The 23,161-nt window shown below is 38.5% G+C and carries 19 protein-coding genes and 1 riboswitch; of the genes, 13 read left to right on the top strand and 6 right to left on the bottom strand.

Translation table 11 applies throughout. The features are described 5' to 3' along the window. The first annotated feature begins 280 nt into the window (after positions 1 to 280). The 7 genes from D1B32_RS01680 to D1B32_RS01710 all read left to right on the top strand — a co-directional run bounded on the left by D1B32_RS01680 (position 281) and on the right by D1B32_RS01710 (position 8,005). On the top strand, positions 281 to 799 hold the full coding sequence (locus D1B32_RS01680; RefSeq protein ID WP_095307690.1) for a DoxX family protein: 519 nt from the start codon (positions 281 to 283) through the stop codon (positions 797 to 799). A gap of 323 nt (positions 800 to 1,122) precedes the next feature. Further along, positions 1,123 to 1,737 (top strand): superoxide dismutase family protein, encoded by a 615-nt coding sequence (locus tag D1B32_RS01685; RefSeq protein WP_095307691.1) that lies wholly within the window; start codon positions 1,123 to 1,125, stop codon positions 1,735 to 1,737. A 54-nt stretch (positions 1,738 to 1,791) separates the two neighbouring features. Further along, positions 1,792 to 1,889: riboswitch (guanidine-I (ykkC/yxkD leader) on the top strand. A 135-nt stretch (positions 1,890 to 2,024) separates the two neighbouring features. After that, the gene (locus tag D1B32_RS01690; protein WP_095307726.1) at positions 2,025 to 2,366 is read left to right on the top strand and encodes a DMT family transporter; all 342 of its coding nucleotides are present in this window, start codon (positions 2,025 to 2,027) and stop codon (positions 2,364 to 2,366) included. Further along, positions 2,366 to 2,680 (top strand): DMT family transporter, encoded by a 315-nt coding sequence (locus D1B32_RS01695; RefSeq protein ID WP_095307692.1) that lies wholly within the window; start codon positions 2,366 to 2,368, stop codon positions 2,678 to 2,680. Before D1B32_RS01690 ends, D1B32_RS01695 begins: the two co-directional genes overlap by 1 nt. Positions 2,681 to 2,996: 316 nt before the next feature. Then, positions 2,997 to 4,184 carry an MFS transporter gene (locus D1B32_RS01700; RefSeq protein WP_118888468.1) on the top strand — a complete coding sequence of 396 codons (1,188 nt, stop codon included), beginning with the start codon at positions 2,997 to 2,999 and terminating at the stop codon, positions 4,182 to 4,184. A gap of 191 nt (positions 4,185 to 4,375) precedes the next feature. Next, a complete protein-coding gene (locus D1B32_RS01705; protein ID WP_095307694.1) occupies positions 4,376 to 7,555 on the top strand; it encodes a DEAD/DEAH box helicase in 3,180 nt (1,059 codons plus the stop codon). Between the two features lie 135 nt (positions 7,556 to 7,690). Continuing rightward, positions 7,691 to 8,005 (top strand): hypothetical protein, encoded by a 315-nt coding sequence (locus D1B32_RS01710; RefSeq protein ID WP_118888469.1) that lies wholly within the window; start codon positions 7,691 to 7,693, stop codon positions 8,003 to 8,005. Between the two features lie 41 nt (positions 8,006 to 8,046). On the opposite strand, the gene D1B32_RS01715 is transcribed toward D1B32_RS01710, so the two are convergent. Continuing rightward, positions 8,047 to 9,327, bottom strand: a complete 1,281-nt coding sequence (locus D1B32_RS01715) for a hypothetical protein (protein WP_095307696.1) — start codon at positions 9,325 to 9,327, stop codon at positions 8,047 to 8,049. A 17-nt stretch (positions 9,328 to 9,344) separates the two neighbouring features. Further along, positions 9,345 to 10,154: a serine hydrolase gene (locus tag D1B32_RS01720; protein WP_118888470.1), complete on the bottom strand. Its 810-nt coding sequence runs from the start codon at positions 10,152 to 10,154 to the stop codon at positions 9,345 to 9,347. Between the two features lie 406 nt (positions 10,155 to 10,560). Between D1B32_RS01720 and D1B32_RS01725 the strand changes: the two genes are divergently transcribed. Next, positions 10,561 to 12,174, top strand: coding sequence for a glutathione ABC transporter substrate-binding protein (locus D1B32_RS01725; protein ID WP_095307699.1), 1,614 nt, complete (start codon positions 10,561 to 10,563; stop codon positions 12,172 to 12,174). 177 nt (positions 12,175 to 12,351) lie between these two features. Here D1B32_RS01725 and D1B32_RS01730 read toward each other — a convergent pair whose 3' ends face one another. From D1B32_RS01730 to nikC, 4 genes are all read right to left on the bottom strand, one after another. Further along, positions 12,352 to 13,371, bottom strand: a complete 1,020-nt coding sequence (locus tag D1B32_RS01730) for an ABC transporter ATP-binding protein (protein ID WP_095307700.1) — start codon at positions 13,369 to 13,371, stop codon at positions 12,352 to 12,354. Then, on the bottom strand, positions 13,337 to 14,389 hold the full coding sequence (locus D1B32_RS01735) for an ABC transporter ATP-binding protein (protein WP_095307701.1): 1,053 nt from the start codon (positions 14,387 to 14,389) through the stop codon (positions 13,337 to 13,339). Before D1B32_RS01735 ends, D1B32_RS01730 begins: the two co-directional genes overlap by 35 nt. 62 nt (positions 14,390 to 14,451) lie before the next feature. Beyond that, entirely contained in the window at positions 14,452 to 15,408 is a 957-nt protein-coding gene (locus D1B32_RS01740) for an ABC transporter permease (protein ID WP_095307702.1), read from the bottom strand. Between the two features lie 16 nt (positions 15,409 to 15,424). Continuing rightward, positions 15,425 to 16,327 carry a nickel transporter permease gene (gene nikC, locus D1B32_RS01745; protein ID WP_095307703.1) on the bottom strand — a complete coding sequence of 301 codons (903 nt, stop codon included), beginning with the start codon at positions 16,325 to 16,327 and terminating at the stop codon, positions 15,425 to 15,427. 465 nt (positions 16,328 to 16,792) lie between these two features. On the opposite strand from nikC, the gene D1B32_RS01750 reads away from it, so the two are divergent. The 5 genes from D1B32_RS01750 (at position 16,793) to D1B32_RS01770 (ending at position 23,152) form a co-directional block, all read left to right on the top strand. Continuing rightward, positions 16,793 to 17,851 carry an NAD(P)H-dependent flavin oxidoreductase gene (locus tag D1B32_RS01750; protein WP_095307705.1) on the top strand — a complete coding sequence of 353 codons (1,059 nt, stop codon included), beginning with the start codon at positions 16,793 to 16,795 and terminating at the stop codon, positions 17,849 to 17,851. Between the two features lie 218 nt (positions 17,852 to 18,069). Then, positions 18,070 to 19,017, top strand: a complete 948-nt coding sequence (locus tag D1B32_RS01755; RefSeq protein ID WP_095307706.1) for a TAXI family TRAP transporter solute-binding subunit — start codon at positions 18,070 to 18,072, stop codon at positions 19,015 to 19,017. Positions 19,018 to 19,155: 138 nt separating this feature from the next. Then, a complete protein-coding gene (locus D1B32_RS01760) occupies positions 19,156 to 19,689 on the top strand; it encodes a DUF1850 domain-containing protein (RefSeq protein WP_095307707.1) in 534 nt (177 codons plus the stop codon). Beyond that, complete coding sequence (locus tag D1B32_RS01765) at positions 19,682 to 21,697, top strand: TRAP transporter permease (RefSeq protein WP_118888471.1); 2,016 nt, start codon at positions 19,682 to 19,684, stop codon at positions 21,695 to 21,697. The genes D1B32_RS01760 and D1B32_RS01765 overlap by 8 nt, the downstream gene beginning before the upstream one ends. A gap of 114 nt (positions 21,698 to 21,811) precedes the next feature. Continuing rightward, positions 21,812 to 23,152, top strand: a complete 1,341-nt coding sequence (locus tag D1B32_RS01770; RefSeq protein ID WP_118888472.1) for an MATE family efflux transporter — start codon at positions 21,812 to 21,814, stop codon at positions 23,150 to 23,152. The last annotated feature ends 9 nt before the right edge of the window (positions 23,153 to 23,161 follow it).

The following is a 23,161-nucleotide window of genomic DNA, read 5'->3' on the forward strand; positions in this document are numbered from 1 at the left end:
CAATAATAATTCTAGTTAAAAGAGAAGGTGGGAATAGCCTGGCTAAAGCATTAGTATGGGGATATCTGGATTTCTTCAATCTGAATAGCTATAGAAACCAACCTCGTTCACAATTTAGTCACAACTTTGTTTCTGAATTGTGAACACATTCACAAACTTGTTTTCATCTTGAAAAATTCTGTTATGATATAAGTGTAGTAAGGAAACACCTTTACAATATATTGTGAAATGATGAACAAGCAAACAAATCAAAATAAGAATATAAAAGGAGATGGATGGAATGATTATGAATTTTATTCGTAACAGTAAAGTAGCTGCAGGTATTTGGACTTTCTTAAGAATTTATATTGGTTACCAATGGATGACAGCAGGTTATGGAAAAATTACTGGTGGACAGTTTGATGCAAGTGGATTTATTCAAGGAGCAATTGCAAACTCTACTGGTGAAGGAGCAACTGTTCAAGCGTGGTGGGGAACATTTCTTGAAGCTGTCGCATTGCCACAGGCTGAATTGTTTACGTACGCGGTTATGTGGGGAGAGCTGTTAGTAGGTATCGCACTTATCCTAGGAATTTTTACAAACTTTGCAGCTTTAATGGGAATTACAATGAACTTTGCGTTCCTTTTCAGTGGAACAGTAAGCACCAATGCACAAATGGTAGTAATCACTGTATTCCTTCTGGCTGCTGGTTATAATGCAGGCAGATATGGTTTAGATAGATGGATTCTACCATACTTGAAACAAACAATCCAAAGCAAAAAGCATAAAGTAGACAAAGAAGTTGCTGTTGCATCTTAAAAGTGAAAAAAACGCCTTACAAGGGAGCCACCCTTGTAAGGCGTTTTATTTTTTATAATTGAAATAAATCCAGCCATCTCAGAAAATAACCATCATATTGAACTTGAACCATCAGGCCAAACCCAATCCACTTCCACTAACAAACAATCGCTATTTCAAAATAGAATCCCTTTACGAAACTCATACCAATCTCAACAATAGGACTTTCGATTTTCGTATCTAAACTTAGCTAGTACAAATATAGGATTCTTGCCCAAATATGTTTAACTACCTCTCAGATTGTGAAACATTAGTAATATAACCTTAAAAAAGGAGAGGACATAATGAAACGTTGGGCAATAATCGCTTTCGCATTAATCTTAGCTGCAGTACTAACGGCTTGTGGAAATACGGAGGATGAGACAGATACAGGAAATGAAAATGATGCACCTGCTGAGGACGATGCGACCAATGAAAATGGTGCAGAAGATCCAAATGCAACGGCGGAGGAAGAGGTCTTGGTTTCCTTAAAAAACGCAGAAGGTGAGGTAGTTGGAACAGCAACGCTAACTCCTGCGGATACGGGAGTAGACATCAAATTAGAAGGGGAAAACTTACCACCCGGAACAAAGGGCTTCCATATTCATGAGGTTGGACAATGTGAGCCCCCGGATTTCGAATCTGCTGGTTCCCATTATAATCCGGCAGATGCTGAGCATGGATTTGACCATACAGATGGTCCGCATGCAGGTGATTTAGAAAATATTGAAGTGGCTGATGATGGTACAGTAACAGCTGAAGTAACGGCTGATATGCTTACATTGGACAAAGATGGTGAAAATACATTATACACAGAGGAAGGAACAGCATTGGTCATTCACTCTGAAGCAGATGACTACACGTCCCAACCTGCTGGTGATGCGGGAGATCGTATCGCATGTGGCGTGATTGGTGAGTAAGTAAACCCTTGAATTTGGTCCGATTTTGTGTATAATCGAAAGTAATTGCATAGGAAAAAGGTTTTCTAGGGTTCCGTAGCAACCGCTAGTCTGGTCCGAGAGAAAACCCACAGTAGTAAACTGTGTCACGGAAGGATAAAAGCCTGGGAGAAACTGTATTAACAGTCGCTCTTAGGCTTCTTTTGTTTTTTTTTGGACAGAATAAGCGTACATGTTAACCGCAGTGGTTGCCATTTTTGATGAAGGGCGGTTTTCTTAGCAAAAATAAAGGTGGAGGTGCTGTTTTAATGAATTCGAACTGGGTGAAGGTTTTTATTGCAGCTTTCTTTGAAGTGTTTTGGGTGATTGGGTTGAAGCATGCATATGATTTTTGGACATGGGTCGGTACAGCAATTGCTATTTTTGTTAGTTTTTATTTAATGATAATGGCTGGACGAAAGCTGCCCGTTGGAACGGTTTATGCCGTATTTGTTGGACTCGGGACGGCCGGTACCGTGTTCTCTGAAATACTATTCTTTGGAGAACCGTTTGAATGGAGCAAAATACTTCTAATTTTACTCTTATTAGCAGGTGTGATTGGCTTGAAATTAGTCACGGATGAAAAGGTTCAGGAAGGGGAGGCTTCTTAATGGCATGGGGAGCTTTAGTTTTAGCAGGATTATTTGAAATGTTTGGGGTCGCAATGATTAATAAATTACATCAAGACCGAAGTTGGCAAGCCCTTGCCTTATTATTTGGCGGATTTGGGGCAAGTTTTATATTCCTTTCTTATGCAATGGAAACATTGCCGATGGGGACTGCCTATGCCGTATGGACAGGAATCGGTGCTTCGGGCGGTGCAATACTTGGCATGATCTTATACGGGGAGTCAAAAGACTGGAGACGAATATTATTTATAGCAATGGTTCTAGGAGCAGCAGTTGGCTTGAAATTAGTCTCTTAATGCGCTAGGGATAGATATTAGAAATGAAAGAGGTCGGGTTGTAACTGACCATGATAAGTGAAAAAAATGGTTCCAATCATCTGCAGTTGATGGCTGGGGCCATTTTACTTTTTAGCTTACTCTGGTTTTATTTCAACATCCATATATAAACAGCTATTTCCCTGGTTTTATATGAATGCAGGCCATTAAAGTCTTTTAGCTAGCAAGCACAAGGATCTTGTCTCATGAAAAACTTCGTAACTCGAATTGTTTACATGTTAATTTTATATGGACTCCTGTATAATAGAATGTTAGCAAAGAAGAAAGGAAGGCGTTTATGCGTCCGAAATTTAATATAAAATCAGCAGAAACTCGTGAGAGAATATGGACACGTGATTTTGTGTTTATTTGTGCAGCGAACTTTTTTGTGTTTCTAGGCTTTCAAATGACACTTCCAACGCTCCCGTTATTTGTAAAAGAGTTAGGTGGCAGTGATCAGTTAGTCGGAATAGTTGTAGGGATTTTTACATTTTCTGCATTGATTTTTCGCCCGTATGCAGGTCATGCCCTCGAATCAAAAGGAAGAGGATTTGTCTACATGATTGGATTAGCAATCTTCGTTCTATCTGTTGGTGCTTATGCTTTTATTGCCAGTATTGTGCTGCTGTTTGTCATCCGAGTCGTACAAGGAATTGGCTGGGGACTATCAACAACGGCCGGAGGAACGATTGCGACCGATATAATCCCACCTGATCGTCGAGGGGAAGGGATGGGTTATTTTGGATTATCCGGTAACCTGGCACTTGCATTCGGTCCAGCTCTCGGATTAACGTTAGTAGGGATTATCTCCTTTTCAGAGCTTTTTCTTATTTGCGCTGTACTTGGATTCATCGCGTTTATTATTGCTTCCCGTATACATTATAAAAAAGTTGACCAATCTGAGCATAAAACCGCTACAGTTGCGTTTGATATTTTTGAAAAAACAGCACTACAGCCATCCGTCTTATTATTTTTTATTACCGCGACATTTGGGGGAATCGCGACATTTCTTCCAATTTATGCGATTGAACAAAACGTAGAGGGAATTCAACTTTATTTTCTTGTCTATGCTATCTTTTTAATGATATCTCGGACGTTTTCAGGACAAATCTATGATCGAAAAGGGCATCTATATGTATTTTTACCAGGGACAATACTTATATTTATAGCAATGCTCTTGTTAGCATGGCTCCCTAGTACGACCGCTTTACTGATTGCTGCTGGATTATATGGTCTAGGATTTGGCAGCGTGCAGCCAGCATTACAAGCCTGGTCAGTTGAAAAGGCTCCTAATCACCGAAAAGGAATGGCGAATGCAACCTTCTATTCTTTTTTTGATTTAGGAATCGGGATTGGAGCCATTGCCTTTGGTCAGTTTGCATATTTCTTAGGTTATGGATCCATTTACATTGCTTCAGCTGTATCGGTACTGCTGTCCATGCTGTTATACATTTACTTATATATGAAAGCAAAAAGACGGGTTTAAGAAAACACGCCCGATTGTACGCCATAGAGTACTTCTATGCGTAATATTTACTTTGAGGTCTGTTGAATGCCAGGTTCTGCGTGGATTGATTAGGATAATTTCACAATTACAGCTCCCTCGTTTACAATAAACCTAAAGAAATTTTATACTGGATTTTTTGAACATCCTATAGAAGGTAGGTTACTCATATTTTGAAAAAAATAAGTGATATTAATATCCAAAAATTATTTCCGTCAACCATTTATAAGCGCGGAAAAGATTATTATAAACAAAATAAAGTGAGCGATCTTTTATATGATATCAATTACCAAGTTTGGACGGCCACAGTTCATGGTTCAGAGGATTACTTTGTAGAAATCAATATGAAGGATTATACAAATGGATCGATTGATACGTATTGCGATTGTCCTGCTTTTGAAACCTTTGGCACGTGTAAACATATTGCAGCTACCTTAATGCAAATTGCGAATAAGGAGCAGGCTATTCCAAATGCTCCATCCAAGCCAAACTATCAGCTGACAAATAAGTTTATACAGGCATTACGTACGCTGCCACAGCAAAATGCACAGCCAGAGATTTTACCAAATAAACTACCGATGCATGTAGAATACCATTGCAGCTGGGGATTCGACCAACAATTACAAATCGAATTACGAACAGGCGAGAAACATTGCTATGTTGTTAAAGATGCTTACCAATTTCTCGTTAACATATTACAAGGAAACGAATACTACTTTACAAAAAAATTCATCTTCCATCCTGATACGCATTATTTTCTGCAAAAGGATTTGGAGCTATTTGAAATGCTCTTTGCGATTAAACGGAATGAGGAAATGTATCAGGGATATAGCAGATTTCATTACGAAGGTAATAGTGGTGATAAACGCTATATTGCAATTCCCCCACTTACAGCAAAGGAGCTGCTTGAAAAGCTTTCGGAAAGAGATTTCACAGTAGAAACACAGCAGAAAAGCTTTCAGCATATCGGAGTGGAGAAGGATACGCTGCCGTTTCGCTTTTCACTAACGAAAAGTAATCAAAATGACCTGCTAATGAAGATGTCAGACGCAACAGATGCAATGTATTTTCCTTATTATGAAATGATATTCCATGAAGGGGTCTTTTATTATCCGACGAAAGACCAGGTACAGGTTCTTGAAGAAGTTACAAAGTTCGGCATGGACGAATTACAATTACCGATTCCAAAGGAACAAGCTGACGTCTTTTTATCAGAAGTACTTCCATCATTAAAAAAGATTGGTGGGGTAGAGGTATCAGAGTCAATCACAGAAGAGATAATTCAAGTACCTTTACGTGCAAAATTGTATTTGGAAGTAAAAGGCGATTGGATTATTGGAAAGTTGGAATACCATTATGGTGATCAGTTGATTGATCCATTTAATGGGCGAAAGGATAATGATCGACTTATTATTCGTGAGGTGGAAAAGGAACAGCAAATTATGCAGCTGATTGAGCAAGCTAACTTCCATTATAATGGGAAAGAGCTCTATATTGAAGCGGATGAGGAAGAGCTGTATGACTTTCTGTATTATATCCTGCCACGATTAGATAAAGAAGTGGAACTGTTTTTTACATCAGAAATTCGAGGAATGATTATTGAAAACGAACTCAGTCCGAGTACGAGTGTACGTCTAGAAGGTACATCGAACCTATTAGAAATTGGCTTTGATATTAATGGGGTTAATGATTCCGAAATCAACCAAATTTTAAATGCAGTAATCGAGAAAAAACGCTATTATCGTTTAGGAAGTGGTGAATTACTGTCACTAGAAGGAGAAGAATTTACTTCTATAAAACGTTTATTTGACGAGATGCAAATTCATAAAAATGACTTGCTGAATGGGCACGTCCAGATGCCGGTATACCGAGGAACACAGCTAGATGAGCTAATCGATACGAAAAAGAACTACGATCCATCCTTTCGACATTTGCTGCATCAGTTGAAGTCTCCAGAAGAACAAGTATACGAGCTGCCAGAACAGCTGCAAGCGTCTTTAAGAAATTATCAGATGACTGGTTTCAGGTGGTTTAAGTCCTTGAGCAACTATCACCTCGGTGGAATCTTAGCAGACGATATGGGACTTGGAAAAACCTTACAAAGCATTGCGTATATCGCGTCAGAGAAAGAGCAGAAAGGTGCTGAACCAAATCTGATTATAGCTCCTTCCTCGGTCGTTTATAACTGGAAGAATGAATTTGAGAAATTTGCTCCACATTTGTCTGTCGTTGTACTTACAGGAAGCCCTGAGGAACGACAACAATTGATTGAGGCTTCAATAGGTACCGATGTTTGGATTACTTCCTATGCAACGTTAAGGCAAGACATTGAAATTTATCGGGAATTTTCATTTCAATCCATGATCTTGGATGAAGCGCAATATATTAAAAACTATGCAACGAAAACCTCACAAGCCATTCGGGAAATAAAAGCTGCACGTCGATTTGCGTTAAGTGGAACACCGATTGAGAATTCAATCGATGAGCTATGGGCTATTTTCCAAGTTGTTTTGCCAGGACTTATGCCAAATCAACGGAGTTTTAAGCAGTTATCGAACGAAAAAATTGCAATGATTACACGGCCATTTATATTGCGAAGACTGAAAAAGGATGTGCTGAAAGAGCTGCCAGATAAGATTGAATCTGTTCATGTCTCGGAGCTGACAAAGGAACAAAAGGATTTATATGTCGGTTATCTAAGACAGGTACAGCAGGAAGCAGCACAATCAATGAAGGAAAGTGCTTTCCAACAAAACAGGATGAAAATTCTTGCTGGATTAACCCGTCTTCGTCAGCTTTGCTGTCACCCTTCGTTATTCATTGAAAATTATGAAGGCTACTCTGGGAAGCTGGAACAATTGATGGATACCGTGAAAACAGCGATTGAAAGTGGAAAACGTATGCTGATTTTTTCCCAATTTACAAGCATGCATGAGATTATTAAAGAACGACTAGAAAAAGAAGGGTTTGGCTATTTTTATCTTCATGGGCAAACCCCTGCAAAAGATCGCGTTGAGATGAGTGAACGATTTAATAATGGCGAAAATAGTATTTTCCTTATTTCTCTGAAAGCTGGTGGGACAGGGTTAAACTTGACTGGAGCTGATACGGTCATTTTATACGACTTATGGTGGAATCCTGCTGTAGAGGATCAAGCAACCGGACGTGCACACCGATTTGGTCAAAAAAATGTCGTGCAAGTCATTCGTCTTGTAACAGAAGGAACGATCGAGGAAAAAATTTATGATCTGCAGCAGAAAAAGCGTGAGCTGATTGACCAAGTTATTCAGCCTGGAGAAACAATGCTTTCTAGCTTGAGTGAGGATGATATTCGCCAGTTGTTAAGCTTATAGGTGATTGGTGGCAGTGGGGAAATCACATAACTTTCCCTACTGCCTTATTTTGTTTGGGCGAGGTCTCGGAATATGTTTGCTTTGTTGTAAATCAGGGAACGATATAGATAAACTTACGAAAGGATGTACAAGTCTATGTCACGAAAAATTCTCGCATATTTCGACTCAGAGAATGATGCAGAATCGGCAAAAGCAACCCTCCAAACGCTGAAAGTTTGTCATGTTATCGTGGATAAGCTTCCAGATACGGATGAAAAAGTAAGTTATATACCATTTACTCCGACAGGACAATCTCAGGGAGCGATTGGCACAATTGGCTTAAAAAATCATAATAGTGAAGAGAATGAAGGGCAAGTAACACATTTACTTGAGGCCCAAGTAGAAGAGGAGGATTTCGAAAAGGCAATGCAATATCTGATGGATAATAATGGGTACGAAATAGAGGGATAAAGCTGCAGCAGAGCTTAACAATGCTAACCCTGCTGCAATCATTAATTATTAAGTGAAAATAATTTTCGTGGCCTTCCTTTTAAATAAGGACGTTCTTCTCCAGATACTTTTATGACATTACCAGATAGCAGCTTATTGACAGTTCTTTCAGCACTGCGTTTTGTAACTTTATAATACGCAGCAATGTCGTTTGAAGAGAAAGGTTCATTATTTCTATCCGTTATAAAATCAATGAAATTATAGGAAAGTTCATTGTTCAATCGAGCTTTATGAATCAAGGCATGAAATAATTGAGATGTATCGATATCTCTGCGAATGCCAATCGGACCAATTGTATCCTTTCTTTCATTGACAATATAACAGAGGCTATGATTTTCATTTTTACATTTTTCTAATGCTAAACGTGCATGCGCTTCAGCTTCACTTGCTGATAGACCGAGACCAAATCCAATGTCGATTGGGATATTCAACTCTGCTTCAAACTCACGAAGAAGAGGGAAATCTCGATAATGATTTTGTAAATGATCAATCAACTTTTTGGTTCCTACTACCACAAATTGATGATCGTCTTTTATCGTGAGCAGTGAATCGGTTCGTTCAGCAAATCGAACCAAAAGACTTTGCATTTTGGTAGTTAACGCTTTCAATTCTTGTTCCTCATGTTGATCTTGATTTTTCATGCGGATATATCCAGCTACGAGAAGAGCACTCTTGTGTTGGTTCAGTTCGGTAAGGGATTTTGCAGATTGAATGGCATGTAATAAATTTATCTCTGGTATAATCATGCAACTGCCTGGAATATCAGCTTCTCTTAGTTGTACCTCTACTTCTTTGCTTGATGTAAGTACATAATCAATTTTACCTTCATCCCAGAGTTTTTGATGAAATCTTGTAATTTGTTGAATATCAGTGGATTCATCTGCCCCATAGCTATAATGATAAATCTGTTTATTATCAAAGCTAAGTTCTTTTGCGACCTCCTCAACATGCTGTCCGTTAAGTACATCGATGGAAATACGATCGAGTTCTTGATTGTAATCGTTTCTTAAACGATAGAAAGAGGTGAGTATCATATACTCATCAAAAGCAACCTGTACAGCTGGCAATCGTTTCTTTTTTATTTTTTCTCTGGCATACAAATAGGATGTTGCTTCCGTAAATAAATAAATATCACACATGAAAGCCCTTTCAATTAATTCGGGGGTTTCACTTGAATGTGTGTATATAAACGGAAGGATATCCAAATTTTCATCATGTTTTGCTAGTGTATGTACACGCTTTATCGTTTCTTCAATTCCAAAAACTGCAATTTTAACTTTCATGTCGTACACTCCGTTCCTTACTGTTTTTTAGATAATGACCCATTCGTTACATAGTTCATTAAATACCTACCGACTTCTGCTATGAAATGTTGTGCTATACCATTATTTTCCCATCCCTCTGTTAATACAGCAACCTCTAACTTCCTTCCAGTTGATTCCATAATCGCTACATCATGCTCTACTCCAGGCAATTCTCCGGTTTTATGATAAATATTCAGCTTACAATTATTCATTTGATATGCTGCTAATTTATTGTTGAATTGCTGATTTTTAAGTAACCTTCGAACTTCTTGCCGCAAATTTTTGCTATAGGGACCGTTATCGCTGGAAAAAAGCTTAAGTAAGTGAACGATATCTGCTGCAGTAGTAATATTCTCGTTGCCGCTTGCTTGTGCTTCTTGATCCATAAATTTACGTTTAATTATTGTATCCTGACAGCCGAGCTTTTTAATAGAATGATTGATACGGTCGATACCGATCATATCAAGTAATATGTTGGAAGCAGTGTTATCGGAAACGATAATCATAAGCTCCAATAGATTCTGGTAACTATACGTGTTGTGTTTTGTTAAATAGTTAATGACACCTGCACCTTCTACCATCGCCTCAGGTTTAATAGAAATGAGTTGTTCCCTTTGGATGCGACCAGCTTCAATCTGCTGCAATACCTCAGCAAGAATAAATAGCTTAACAACACTCGCAGCTTTTCTTGGCGTATTTGCATTAAATTGAATAGTACCTTCTGTGCTGTGAACAACAATTGATATTTTATCAAGGTTGATAGGAGATATAGAAAGTAAAGCTTTTTTTAATTCGAATAAATTCATTACTTTCTTCCACCTTACTATAATTACAGCAGTATTAGTTTAAGTTATATCATATTGAATTTTCATAATATTGTCAAGAAGACTCGTTAATTTGCAAGAAGACAAGATATGTGACAAGAGCTTTAATTGTTCGTCTGTTTTCTCCATATTTTTTAAACATGTATTCTGGACGAAAACTATACTAACGTCCTACTGAAAACGTTAACAATTGATAGATGTATAAAACTTAACGTGTATATGTAACTAGAACGTAGTAACTATAAAAATTATCAAATTATAATGAAATTTTTTCATATATCATTGTAAATTTTAGAATAATAGGGTAATATATTGGAAGATAGCTTTATGTTAAAATATATTTACATATATTTACAAAGCTATTACAAAGAAACAGGGGGTTAAATACATGAAATTGTCTAAAAAGTCATTATTATTGTTGGTTTTTGGACTGCTGCTTAGTGTTCTAGTAGCATGTGCAAGTGAGCCAGATGAAAATGATTCCGCTAATGAAGGAACAGATGAAGGTACAGAAGATGCTGCTCCTGCAGGAGAACAAGATCTAATGATTGCAACTCTATCGGATGCTGTATCCTTAGATCCAGCTGGTTCAAACGATACTCCTTCAAGTAACGTTCAAGCGAATATCTTTGAATCATTAACAAAACAGGACGAAAATATGGAAGTACAACCAAGCCTAGCTGAAAGCTGGGAACAAGTTGAAGATACAGTATGGGAATTTAAATTACGTGAAGGTGTAAAATTCCACGATGGTACAGACTTTAACGCAGAAGCAGTTAAGGCAAGTATTGAACGTATATTAGATCCAGAAGTTGCATCGCCACGTCTATTTCTATATGAAATGATTACAGATATTGAAGTAGTAGATGACTATACAATTCGCTTTACAACAGAATACCCATTCTCACCACTGCCAGCTCACTTAGCACATAACGGTGGAGGTATCATTTCACCAGCTGTCATTGAAGAAGACTACGCTGCTATAGAAGCTGGAGAGGATCCAGGAAGTGTTATTAACGAAAAACCATATGGTACAGGATTCTTTAAATTTGAAGAATGGCAACCAGGAACACAAATTACACTCGTTAAGAATGATGATTATTGGGGAGAGCAAGCTTTGCTTGACTCTGTAACATTTAAAGTTGTTGGAGAAGGCTTAACTCGTGTTGCTGAATTAGAAACAGGTACATCACATATTGCTGACCCAATCAGTCCGAACGATGTTGCTCAGATTGAAGGGATGGACGGTGCAAGTCCAGCAAAACAAGCAAGTGTGAGCTTATCTTACATTGGATTTAATATGGAAAAAGAGCCATTTAATGATCCGTTAGTTCGTCAAGCAATCAACTTGGCTGTTGATAAAGAGCAAATCATTACAGGTATTTATGATGGAAATGGTGTACCAGCAGTTGGGCCATTAGCACCAGGAGTACTTGGATATGATGAAAATGCTCCAGGACTTGAATATGATCCAGATCGCGCTAGAGAACTCTTAGCTGAAGCAGGCTATGAAGATGGATTCTCTACAACACTTTGGACAAATGATAGTCCAGAACGTATGGATACAGCAACAAACCTACAAGCACAGCTTGCTGATTTTGGTATTAAAGTAGAAATTGAAGTCCTTGAGTGGGGCGCATATCTTGAGCAGACTGCACAAGGCGAGCATGATATGTTCATCCTTGGCTGGTCAACAGTAACAGGGGATGCAGACTATGGATTATATCCATTGTTCCACTCTGACAATGTTGGAGAACCTGGAAACCGTACATTCTTAAAAGATGATGAGTTAGATGCATTGTTAGAAGAAGCTCGTCAAGAGGCAGAGCCTGACGCTCGTCTTGAGTTGTACAGTGAAATTCAAACAAAGTTAACTGATCTTGCACCAATGCTTTATATTCATCACCAAGAATTCTTGTTAGGTGTTAGTGATAAGGTTCAAGGATTAACACAGTTACCAACTGGAATCTTGCAATTACATGAGGTATCTATTCAAGAATAATAAACGCTCTGCATTCACGGAGTTATCCGAGTTTGATAAGCGATTCGAAAAGCCCGCTAAGTATCTTAGGGGCTTTTCGCTTTGGCTTAGAAGAGGATAGGGATTTGGAAGCTGTGACCTGTTACAGTGGTATCAAAAAAAGCGCTCATTACAATAATGAGCGCTATTTGATACTGATTAAACTGTAGTAGGTTGGTGCTTCCCGGATTTAATGTCTTCCATATAGTGACATGCTGCCATATGTCCGTCTAACATTCCGTCTGCTTTACGAAGCTCTGGTGTTTCGGTTCGACATAGGTCAGTTGCAAATGGACAACGAGTATGGAATCTGCAACCTTTTGGTGGATCAATTGGTGAAGGTACATCACCTTTTAAGATGATCCGCTCTTTTTTCTTATCCATATCTGTACTAGGGATTGCAGAGAGCAAAGCCGTAGTATATGGATGCATTGTATTATCAAATAGTGATTTTTTATCAGCAATCTCAACGATTTTCCCTAGGTACATTACGATAATTCGATCTGAGATATGTCGTACAACCCCTAAATCATGTGAGATAAATAGATACGTTAATTTGAATTCACGTTGCAGCTTTTTCAATAGATTAATAACCTGTGCTTGGATAGAAACATCTAACGCTGATACAGCTTCATCTGCGATGATTAGCTGTGGATTAACGGAGAGAGCCCGAGCAATTCCGATCCGCTGACGTTGACCACCACTGAATTCATGAGGGAGTCTATCTGCTTGGTGTGGTCCTAGACCAACCGTTTCCATCAATTCAATTACACGATCATTCCGTTCGTTTTTTGGTACGGAGTTTTGAATCTCCATCGCTTCTGTCAGAATTTGGCGTACCGTATGACGCGGGTTAATCGATGCGTATGGATCTTGGAAAATGATCTGCATATTTTTACGATTTTTATTCATTTCTCGTTTGTTGTATGCAAGCAGATTTTTCCCATCGAATTCAACTTCACCAGATGTTGGTTCATCAAGGCGTAAAATGGCTCTTCCTGTTGTAGATTTCCCACAGCCTGATTCTCCTACGATACTTAATGTTTCTCCTTCATAAACTGTAAAGGATACACCGTCTACAGCTTTTACATGATTTACGGTACGTCCTAAAATCCCGCCTTTAATTGGGAAATATTGTTTTAAATCAGTAACTTTCAGTAGTTCTTTCTGTTTCTGCATGAACATTCACCTCCGGATCGCCATCCCATTCATCTGAATAGATCCAGCAACGAATTTGGTTCCCTTCCTCATCTGTGACGAGGTCAGGTAATTTTTCTCTGCACATTTCTGTCGCGAATGGACAGCGTGGAGCAAAACGGCAGCCTTTAGGCATCTCCGCAGGGCTAGGTACAGATCCTCTTATTACAGCTAAATCACCTTCAATATCTTGGTCATGCTGTGGAATAGATTTCATTAAGCCAACTGTATACGGATGCTTAGGAGCCTTGAATAATGTTTTTGTATCGGTATACTCAACAACCTTTCCGCAATACATAACAGCAACATAATCACATGTTTCTGCTACGACACCAAGGTCATGTGTAATTAATAGTACACCCATACCGAGTCGTTCTTGCAAGTCTTTAATTAAATCAAGAATTTGCGCTTGGATTGTTACATCAAGTGCTGTTGTTGGTTCATCAGCGATGAGTAGTTCTGGATTACAGGCAAGCGCCATTGCAATCATAACACGCTGTCTCATTCCCCCTGAAAGCTCGTGTGGATACTGATTGACACGCTTTTCCGGGGAAGGAATTCCAACTAATTTCAGCATTTCAACGGAACGCTGTTTTGCTTGTTTTTTATTTAAACCTTGATGGATTTTATAAGCTTCACTAATCTGTTGGCCAACTGTAAACGTTGGATTTAACGAAGTCATTGGCTCCTGGAATATCATTGATATTTCATTACCGCGTATTTTGCGCATATTAGCTTCGCTTTTATCAAGTAAGTTTTCTCCTTTAAACTTGATTTCACCACCAACTATTTTTCCAGGCTCTTTAAGCAGGCGAAGAATGGAAAGGGAGGTGATACTTTTACCTGATCCTGACTCCCCAACGACACCGAGAATCTTCCCTTTTGGGATTGCAAAAGAAACACCGTCAACTGCTTTAACCTCTAAATCTTTAGTGAAGAAGGAAGTCTGTAAATCTTTGATTTCCAATATATTCTCATAGGAATTTGGTGCACTTGTCATATAAGAAGCTCCTTTCTGACAATAGAATGTTCAAAATGTTCTATTTGAACAAATGATAGCAATCAGTCTAGATCAATTCGTTTATTTAAATATCGATACGTAATGTCAACTGCTAAGTTAACGAAGATGAATAATAGAGCAACGACTAAGATGGTTCCTTGGACTACTGGGAAGTCACGTGCTCGAATAGAATCGATGATTAGTTTTCCCATACCGTTTACGGCAAATACACTCTCTGTAAGTACAGCTCCACCTAACAGACCTCCGAATTGAAGACCAACTACGGTAACAACAGGTATCAATGCATTTTTAAGTGCATGGCGATAAATAACAACTCGTTCCTTAACACCTTTTGCTCTTGCAGTACGAATATAGTCTTGGTCAATTACATCGAGCATACTCGAACGTGTCATTCTTGCAATAATGGCTGCGCTACCCGTACCCAGAGTTAGAACTGGTAATACGACCTGTGCGAAGCTTCCCCAACCAGATGGCTTAAACCAACTGGTGTCACTAAAGAATGGAACCCAGCTAGGAAGATCAATACCGATGGCAAACCATTGGATAAGCATAAGTCCGAGCCAGAAGTTCGGCATGGATAGTCCAAAAAGTGCAAGAATCATAAGAGATGTATCAGCTAGAGAGTATCGCTTCGTGGCTGATATGACACCGACGATAAGCCCGATAAATACGGCAACAACTGTACTGTAAATCGCAAGTTCTACCGTAACCCAAAATCGTGCTCCAATTTCAGCTGTTACATCTCGTCCACTACGCATGGAGTTTCCAAGATCACCTTGAACAGCATCCTTTACATAATTAAAATACTGAACCGGTAATGGATCATTTAGACCCAATCTTTCTCTAATATTTTCAACCTGTTCCTTTGGTGCGCTTTCACCTGCCATAATTTGAGCAGGATCCCCTGGTACTAAGTGCATCATACTAAATACTAGAATTGAAACCCCGATTAAAACGGGAATAGTTTGAATAATTCTTCGGATAATAAACTTAAACAAGATCTTTCACCTCTTTCTACTCTTTTGTCTTCGGATCGAATGCGTCTCTTAAACCATCACCAAGCATATTGAATGCCAGAACTACAAGCACAATGGCAAGCCCAGGGAAAAGAGCAACATGTGGAGCATTGTATAAATAGTTACGCCCGTCACTTAGCATAGCTCCCCATTCAGGTGTAGGTGGCTGAGCACCAAGTCCCAAGAAAGACAATCCACTAGCAGATAAAATAGCAGTAGCTATATTAAGAGTAGCTTGCACGATAATTGGTGAAGTAATATTTGGAAAAATGTGTTTAAAAATAATCCGAGCATCACTAGCTCCTAAAGCTCTCATCGCATCAATATATTCGAGCTTCTTAACAGATAAAGTAGAACCACGAACAATCCTGGCAAATACAGGTACAGATGAGATAGCAACCGCGATAATAACATTTTGCAGGCTTCCTCCAAGCACGGTTACGATTGCAAGAGCAAGTAAAATACTAGGAAAAGCAAGTAAGATGTCCATTAATCTCATAAGGATGCTGTCCGTTCTTCCACCATAATATCCAGCGAAAATTCCAATAAGGACTCCGACTGCACCACCGAGTAGAACAGAGAAAAATCCGACAATTAATGTTAGGTTTGTTCCGTGAATAATACGGCTAAAAATATCACGACCAAAGTTATCCGTTCCCAGCCAATTATCTCCTGATGGGGGTTGGAGCTTATTCAGCATATCTTGTGTATCGGGTTGATATGGTGTGAAGTATGGACCGATTATTGCGACAATTATAAGGAATAAAATTAGAAAACCGCCAACCATAGCTGATTTATTCTTTTTTAGCTTTCGATATACTAATCTCCAATTTTTGAATCGCGGGTTAGGAGGTTTGATCGCGGTTCTAGTGTTTTCGATATGTTCTGTCGACTGACTCATAGATTGCTAACTTCCTTTCATAAGTAGATTAAAAGGTAGTTCAAAAAGCCCGGTGAAAAGGACACGTTTAGACGAGAGGTTGACAATGCTCAACACTTTCTGCAGGGCAGAGGTGTGAGCTTAATCATATAACCATCGTCCAAAACTACTATGTATTTTTCATCTGCTTTTTGAACACGCACCTAAATTGCATATTTTTACCCACCATTTTTCGATTATAACACGAAAAATTGAATTTACAATTTGATTAAAAAGTGGGACTATTGTCGAAAAAAGAAACATACTGGTAAATCAACAATTCGCAATAAAAATATGTAAATTGGTATTTTTCAGTAATTAAGTCGTCTAATTATTTCGTCTATGGTATGCTAATAACAGAACGAGCATACACATATAGCAATTAAGTGGCTCATCTAGACAGTAAACCCACTTTACAAAAATGCTTTTAAAAAGGAGTGAGAAAGGATGGCAGACATATTAGAAAGATTAAAAATTACAATTCCGATCATTCAAGCTGGTATGGCTGGTGGGATCACGACGCCTGAACTTGTAGCCGCTGTGTCGAATGCTGGTGCGCTTGGAACAATTGGTGCAGGCTACATGAGTACACATACATTAAAAGATACGATTCACCGTGTGAAACAATTAACTGACAAACCTTTTGCGGTAAACCTGTTTGCTGCAAATCTCGAAGCCTTCTCAACGGATGTAGATGAGATGCAAGCACTATTGAACAAACAAAGAGATGAAGTAGGTATAGATACTAAGGAGAATCTAGTAAAAGTGAAGGACTATTTACAAGAGAAAGTGTATCTGCTTATAAAAGAAAAGGTTCCTATTGTCAGTACAGCTTTTGGTGCACTTTCTTCTGTATTAATAAAACGGTTAAAAGAGAATCACATAATCCTTATTGGAATGGCAACAAATGTTGGTGAGGCAAAGCACCTAGAAGATATGGGGTATGACATGGTCGTTGCCCAAGGTGTTGAAGCTGGTGGTCATCGTGGCACGTTTGATATTGAAAAGTACCCGAGTGGGAGTAATATTGGTTTGATTACACTAATCCAGTCAATTTTAGAAAATACCTCTTTACCAGTTGCTGCTGCAGGAGGGATTTATACGAAGAAACAACTGGATGCGCTACTATTAATGGGAGCAAGTGGTGTACAGATGGGGACAAGATTCTTACTGGCTAAAGAGGCTGGAACAAATAAAACTTATCGGAGAGCATTAATGAAAGCCAGTTATGAAGATACGGTGATAACAAAAGTGTTCTCAGGTAGACCCGCAAGAGCAATTAAAAACAGTTTCATCGATGAAGTAGAATCAAGTGGGCTAGATATTTTACCTTTTCCAATTCAAAATGAACTAACGAAAGATCTAAGAGCAGCTGGAGCTGAATTTGCCATTGCTGATTTACAATCACTTTGGGCTGGTCAAGGAGTAGGGGCATTACATAAAGAAGAAAGCGTGAAAGATATTATCGGATTTTTTGTGGGGAACACAGAAGTTAAAACGATATAACCTGATCATATTAATAAACAGCCAAGAACCTAGATTAACTTAATTTCTTGGCTGTCTTTATTCGCTTGTTTAATAGAATGAATATAACAATAAATTACAGTAAATGAGGAATTATGATTAAATAACTAAAAAAATGATGCTTTAGAATTATTTGACATCAAATTATCGTTCCGTTACTATATTATTTATTAGAATAGTAAAACAAAAGGGGTGTTTTAATGAGAAAGATAAAATTGTTTTTATCGACAGTATTATTGATGGGGTTTGTATTATTTCTAGCAGCATGTAGTGAGGATGAATTTCTCCAAATGCTAACAGGGGGAACTAGTGGTACTTATTACCCGCTTGGTGGTGAAATGGCTACTAATATAACAGAAGCTACAGGTATTCAGACAGATGCAGTTTCATCGAATGCTTCGGCTGATAATGTAATCGCTTTAAGTGAGGGAGATGCTGAGTTAGCGTTTGTACAAACGGACGTTATGTCAAATGCGATTGATGGAATAAACTCTTTCGAAGGTAATCCGATTGATAATGTACTTGCAATTGGAGCACTTTATCCAGAAACAATTCAAATTGTTACAACTGCAGACTCTGGTATTGCATCTGTAGAAGATTTGGCAGGGAAATCTGTTTCAGTTGGTGCACCAGGATCGGGAACATATGTGAATGCAGAGCAAATTCTTGAAATTCATGGAATGACTATGGATGATATCGACCCGCAAAACCTTGACTTCGGTGAATCTACTGGAGGAATCCAAGACGGTACTATCGATGCTGCTTTTATTACAGCAGGTACGCCAACAGGTGCTGTTGAAGGGCTGTCTGCTACAGTAGACGTTTCGGTCGTTCCAATTGCTCAGGATAAAATTGATGAAATGATTGAACAATATCCGTATTATGCTGCTGACACGATTTCAGCAGGAACATATGGCTTAGATGAAGACGTAAACACGGTTGCGGTGTTAGCAATGCTTGCGGTAGTAGATAGCGTTTCAGAAGATACAGTTTATGACATCACGAAAGCTATTTACGAAAATGCAGATAGCATGGCGCATGATAAGGCTCAATTTATTAAGTTGGAAACTGCGTTAGATGGTATCGGAATTGATGTACATCCAGGAGCGCAAAAGTATTATGAGGAAGAAGGTATAAGTGTAGAATAGACTGTTTCTATTTATAGGTTGCTATAGCCGGCTGTCCGTCCTTTTATAAGGAAATGGCTGTCGGCTATTTTTGCCAAATAGATAGGCAGTTATATGACTAATCATTGAATAATGAAAGCATGATCTAGGTGAAACGTTATGTTACATAAAAAAAAGATTATCATTATTATTTTTATCATAGCAAGTTTATTAGGCATTTTTCTATTTGCTCCAGTCGGTACTGCTCTTGTTTTCTATGAAAAAAACACAAATGAACTGGCAGCGTTTAAACCAATAGAAATAGGTGACAAATTTCAGATCATCTTTACACATTCCATTCACTTAACAGATGTTGCAGAAAAATATATCGTTACGGAAAACCTTGATATACAGCAATACGAAATTGTCTATGAGGAATTTGGTATTGGCATGCCTGCTAATGCGGGAGAAGGAGAAACATTTGTCTATGAGGATGGAAAATATCATGTGAGAGACTTAGAAAATTACTTTGCTTCGATGAAAATTCGCAACGGAAAAACTGTTTCAGAAAATCGATTCTTATGGGAGTCAAATTCGGGACAGGAGCATATGGTCTGGTTTAATGATTATTTTGATCCTGGTGATTGGTTTACAGTGAAGGTAGAAAAAATCACATTATGGAAATATGTGAGAGGAGTAGAGATCCATGAGTAAAAACAAAGAAACAAAGCAATTAACATTCGAAGAGCAACAGGAACTTATGCAAAAATATGATGCTGAATCAAATACACGAAATGTTGGTGGCTTTATTGCTAAAGTAATCTTTTTTGTATTAATTGCTTTCTCTCTTTTCCAAATTTATACAGGAGTATTCGGTCAACAAACAGCTTACATTCAACGAACAGTCCATTTAGGCTTTGCATTGACACTTATCTTTCTATTATTTCCTGCCCGAAGAAAAACAAAAAGGCAGACAATACCTTGGTATGACTATGCTCTTGCATCATTATCCATTGTTGTCTGTGGATATTGGCCGGTATTCTATGAGTCCTTAGTTCAACAAGTAGGGGGCATTGATGGCACGCAAGTAATCATAGGTGGGGTTGCAGTACTATTAGTTTTAGAAGCTGCCAGAAGAGCCGTTGGCATGCCAATAACAATAATTGCTGGATTATTTCTTGTGTATGCTATTTTGGGTCCGTTTATGCCAGGAATGCTTGCACATCGGGGGTTAAGCTTCCAGCAATTAATTCAATCTATGTTTTTTACAACAGAGGGTATCCTTGGTACTCCATTACAAGTATCATCTACGTATATTTTCTTATTCTTATTATTTGGCGCTTTTTTAGTTCAAACAGGAGTTGGAAACTATTTTAATGACTTGGCGATTTCGATTGCTGGTCGCCGGATTGGAGGACCCGCAAAAGTTGCGATATTTTCTAGTGCGCTGAACGGAACAATTTCTGGAAGCTCTGTAGCGAATACGGTTACAACGGGTGCGTATACGATTCCAATGATGAAAAAGCTTGGATATAAGAAAGATTTTGCGGGGGCGGTAGAAGCGGCAGCATCCACCGGCGGGCAAATTATGCCGCCAATTATGGGAGCGGCAGCATTTCTAATGATTGAGTTTGCGGGAGAAAGCTATTGGAATATAGCGAAAGCAGCAACAATCCCAGCTATTCTGTATTTCTCCGGTATTTGGATTATGACGCATTTTGAAGCGAAGCGAATGGGCCTTCTTGGATTACCGAAGGAAGAAATCCCAAGTAAAATATCTGTACTGAAGAAAATCCATTTATTACTGCCAATACTGGCAATTGTTTACTTTTTATTTATTGGTATAAGTGTTGAACGTGCAGCAATCTATGGGATTATAGCCACCATTATTGTAAGTTTGTTTCGAAAGGATACACGAATTACACCGAGTAAGTTTATTGTTGCATTGGAGTCAGGTGCGCGAACAGCGTTAGGGGTTGCAGCAGCCACGGCCTGTGCCGGAATTATTGTAGGGGTCGTTACAAAAACAGGTTTAGGGCTAAAATTAGGAAATGGTCTTGTTAGCATTGCAGGAACCATTGCAGGTTCACCAGAAATTCAGTTGATGTTAACCTTGTTCTTCACAATGATTACGTCGATCATTATTGGAATGGGATCTCCGACAACAGCAAATTACATTATTACATCGACTATTGCTTTACCGGCAATCATTGCATTAAATGGAGAACTGGATGTAGCAATTCCTGTTTTAGCTGCACATATGTTTGTGTTCTACTTTGGTATTGTTGCGGATATTACACCGCCAGTGGCACTCGCGGCTTTTGCAGCGAGTGGAATATCTGGAGGAGATCCGATCCGTACGGGACTAAATGCATCGAAGCTAGCGATTGCTGCTTTTATCATACCGTATATGTTTGTTCTTAACCCGACACTATTGATGATAGAAGGAAACTTTCTCGATATTGGCTGGTCACTCATTACGGCCATGATTGGAATGGTTGCGGTTGGTGCAGGTCTCATTGGATTTTGGTATCGGAAAATTAACTGGTTTGAAAGGATTATTTCAGTAGTTACTGGATTGCTGTTAATGTATCCAGAAGGCTATTCCGATACAATTGGCTTTATTGCTTTTGTTATATTAGTGGCTATTCAGTTTATGACAAAAGATAAAGGCCAAAATAATCAGCGTGGGAATCTGGAAAAAGCAGGGTCTGCAGGATAAAATTTAATATGAAGGTGATCAGGATCTTATCTGATCACCTTTCTTTGATTTCTTATGTTAATGCGCTATGCTTAAACATAAGATTTATATAATAGAAGAAAGAGGATTAACATCATGAAGCAATATGATTTTACAGAAGGGAATATATTCAAGCAGCTAATTCGGTTTTCTTGGCCAATTATGTTTACAAATTTATTGCAAACGTCCTACCAGCTGATCGATAGTTTGTGGGTCGGAAACTTGCTTGGTGCCACTGCATTGGGAGCAGTAGCAGTATCGGGAACCATTTTGTTTACGGTACTTTCATTTATAATTGGTTTGAATAATGCAGCACTTACCATTCTGTCACAGCAAAAAGGAAAGGATAATGAAACAGGATTAAAACGATACTTAAATGCATTTGTCGTAATTCTAACAACGATAGCGATTGTGTTAGGTGCCATAGGATACTTTTTTTCAGAACAGTTTCTAAGTATGCTTGGTACACCGGAAGTTATGATGGAACAAGCAAATGCTTATTTACAAATTAACTTTATTGGGATTTTATTCCTGTTTGGTTATAATTTTATTAGCACGGTTCTTCGGGCTTTGGGTGATAGTAAAACGCCGGTACGCTTTGTTATGATTGCTGTGGCGCTTAATACGGTGCTCGATCCAATATTTATAAGTGTGTTTAATTGGGGAGTAGAAGGTGCGGCATATGCAACTGTATTATCGCAAGGAGTCGCTTTTCTATATGGTTTGATTTATATTTTATCTAAAAAGCTTGCTCCGTTTAGTATGCCAACATTACCAGCTAAAGCTGAAGTTGGATTGATTTTGAACCTTGGGATTCCTTCAGGTTTACAAATGTCTGTTATTTCAGCAGGATCAGCAGCAATTATGAGTGTTGTTACAGGATTTGGTGGTGGCGTTGTTGCTGGATTTAGTGCAGCTCAGCGTTTGGATAGTTTACTAATGCAGCCTGCACATGCACTTAGTACTGCTGTTAGTAGTATGGCAGGACAGAACATTGGCGTAAAAAATTGGTCTCGTGTAAAAGGGATCGCGAAGTATGGGGTGCTCTACAACTTCTCTATTATGCTAGCAAACGGTATTGTTGTTGTATTTTTGGCTGAATATGGTGTCAAACTGTTTATCCGGGATGAATCGGCAGTGGAGTTTGGTAAGACGTACTTACAAATTATTGCTTTGTGCTATCCGTTTTTAGGAATTAATTTTATCTTAAATGGAATCGTTCGTGCGGCAGGTGCAATGTATCAAGTGCTTGTACTTAATATTATTTCATTTTGGGTATTGCGGTATCCGCTAACAGCCTTATTTGCGATGTTATTTGGTGAGATTGGAATAGCAATCGGAATGGGAGCAAGCTTTGTGATTAGCAGTGTGATTGCTATTGGATACTATCGATTCGGTAAATGGCGAGAGAAAGAATTGTTTAAAAAAAGTAAATAAATTGGAGCA

It is taken from the genome of Oceanobacillus profundus, from assembly GCF_003515705.1.
Lineage (GTDB): Bacteria > Bacillota > Bacilli > Bacillales > Amphibacillaceae > Oceanobacillus > Oceanobacillus profundus.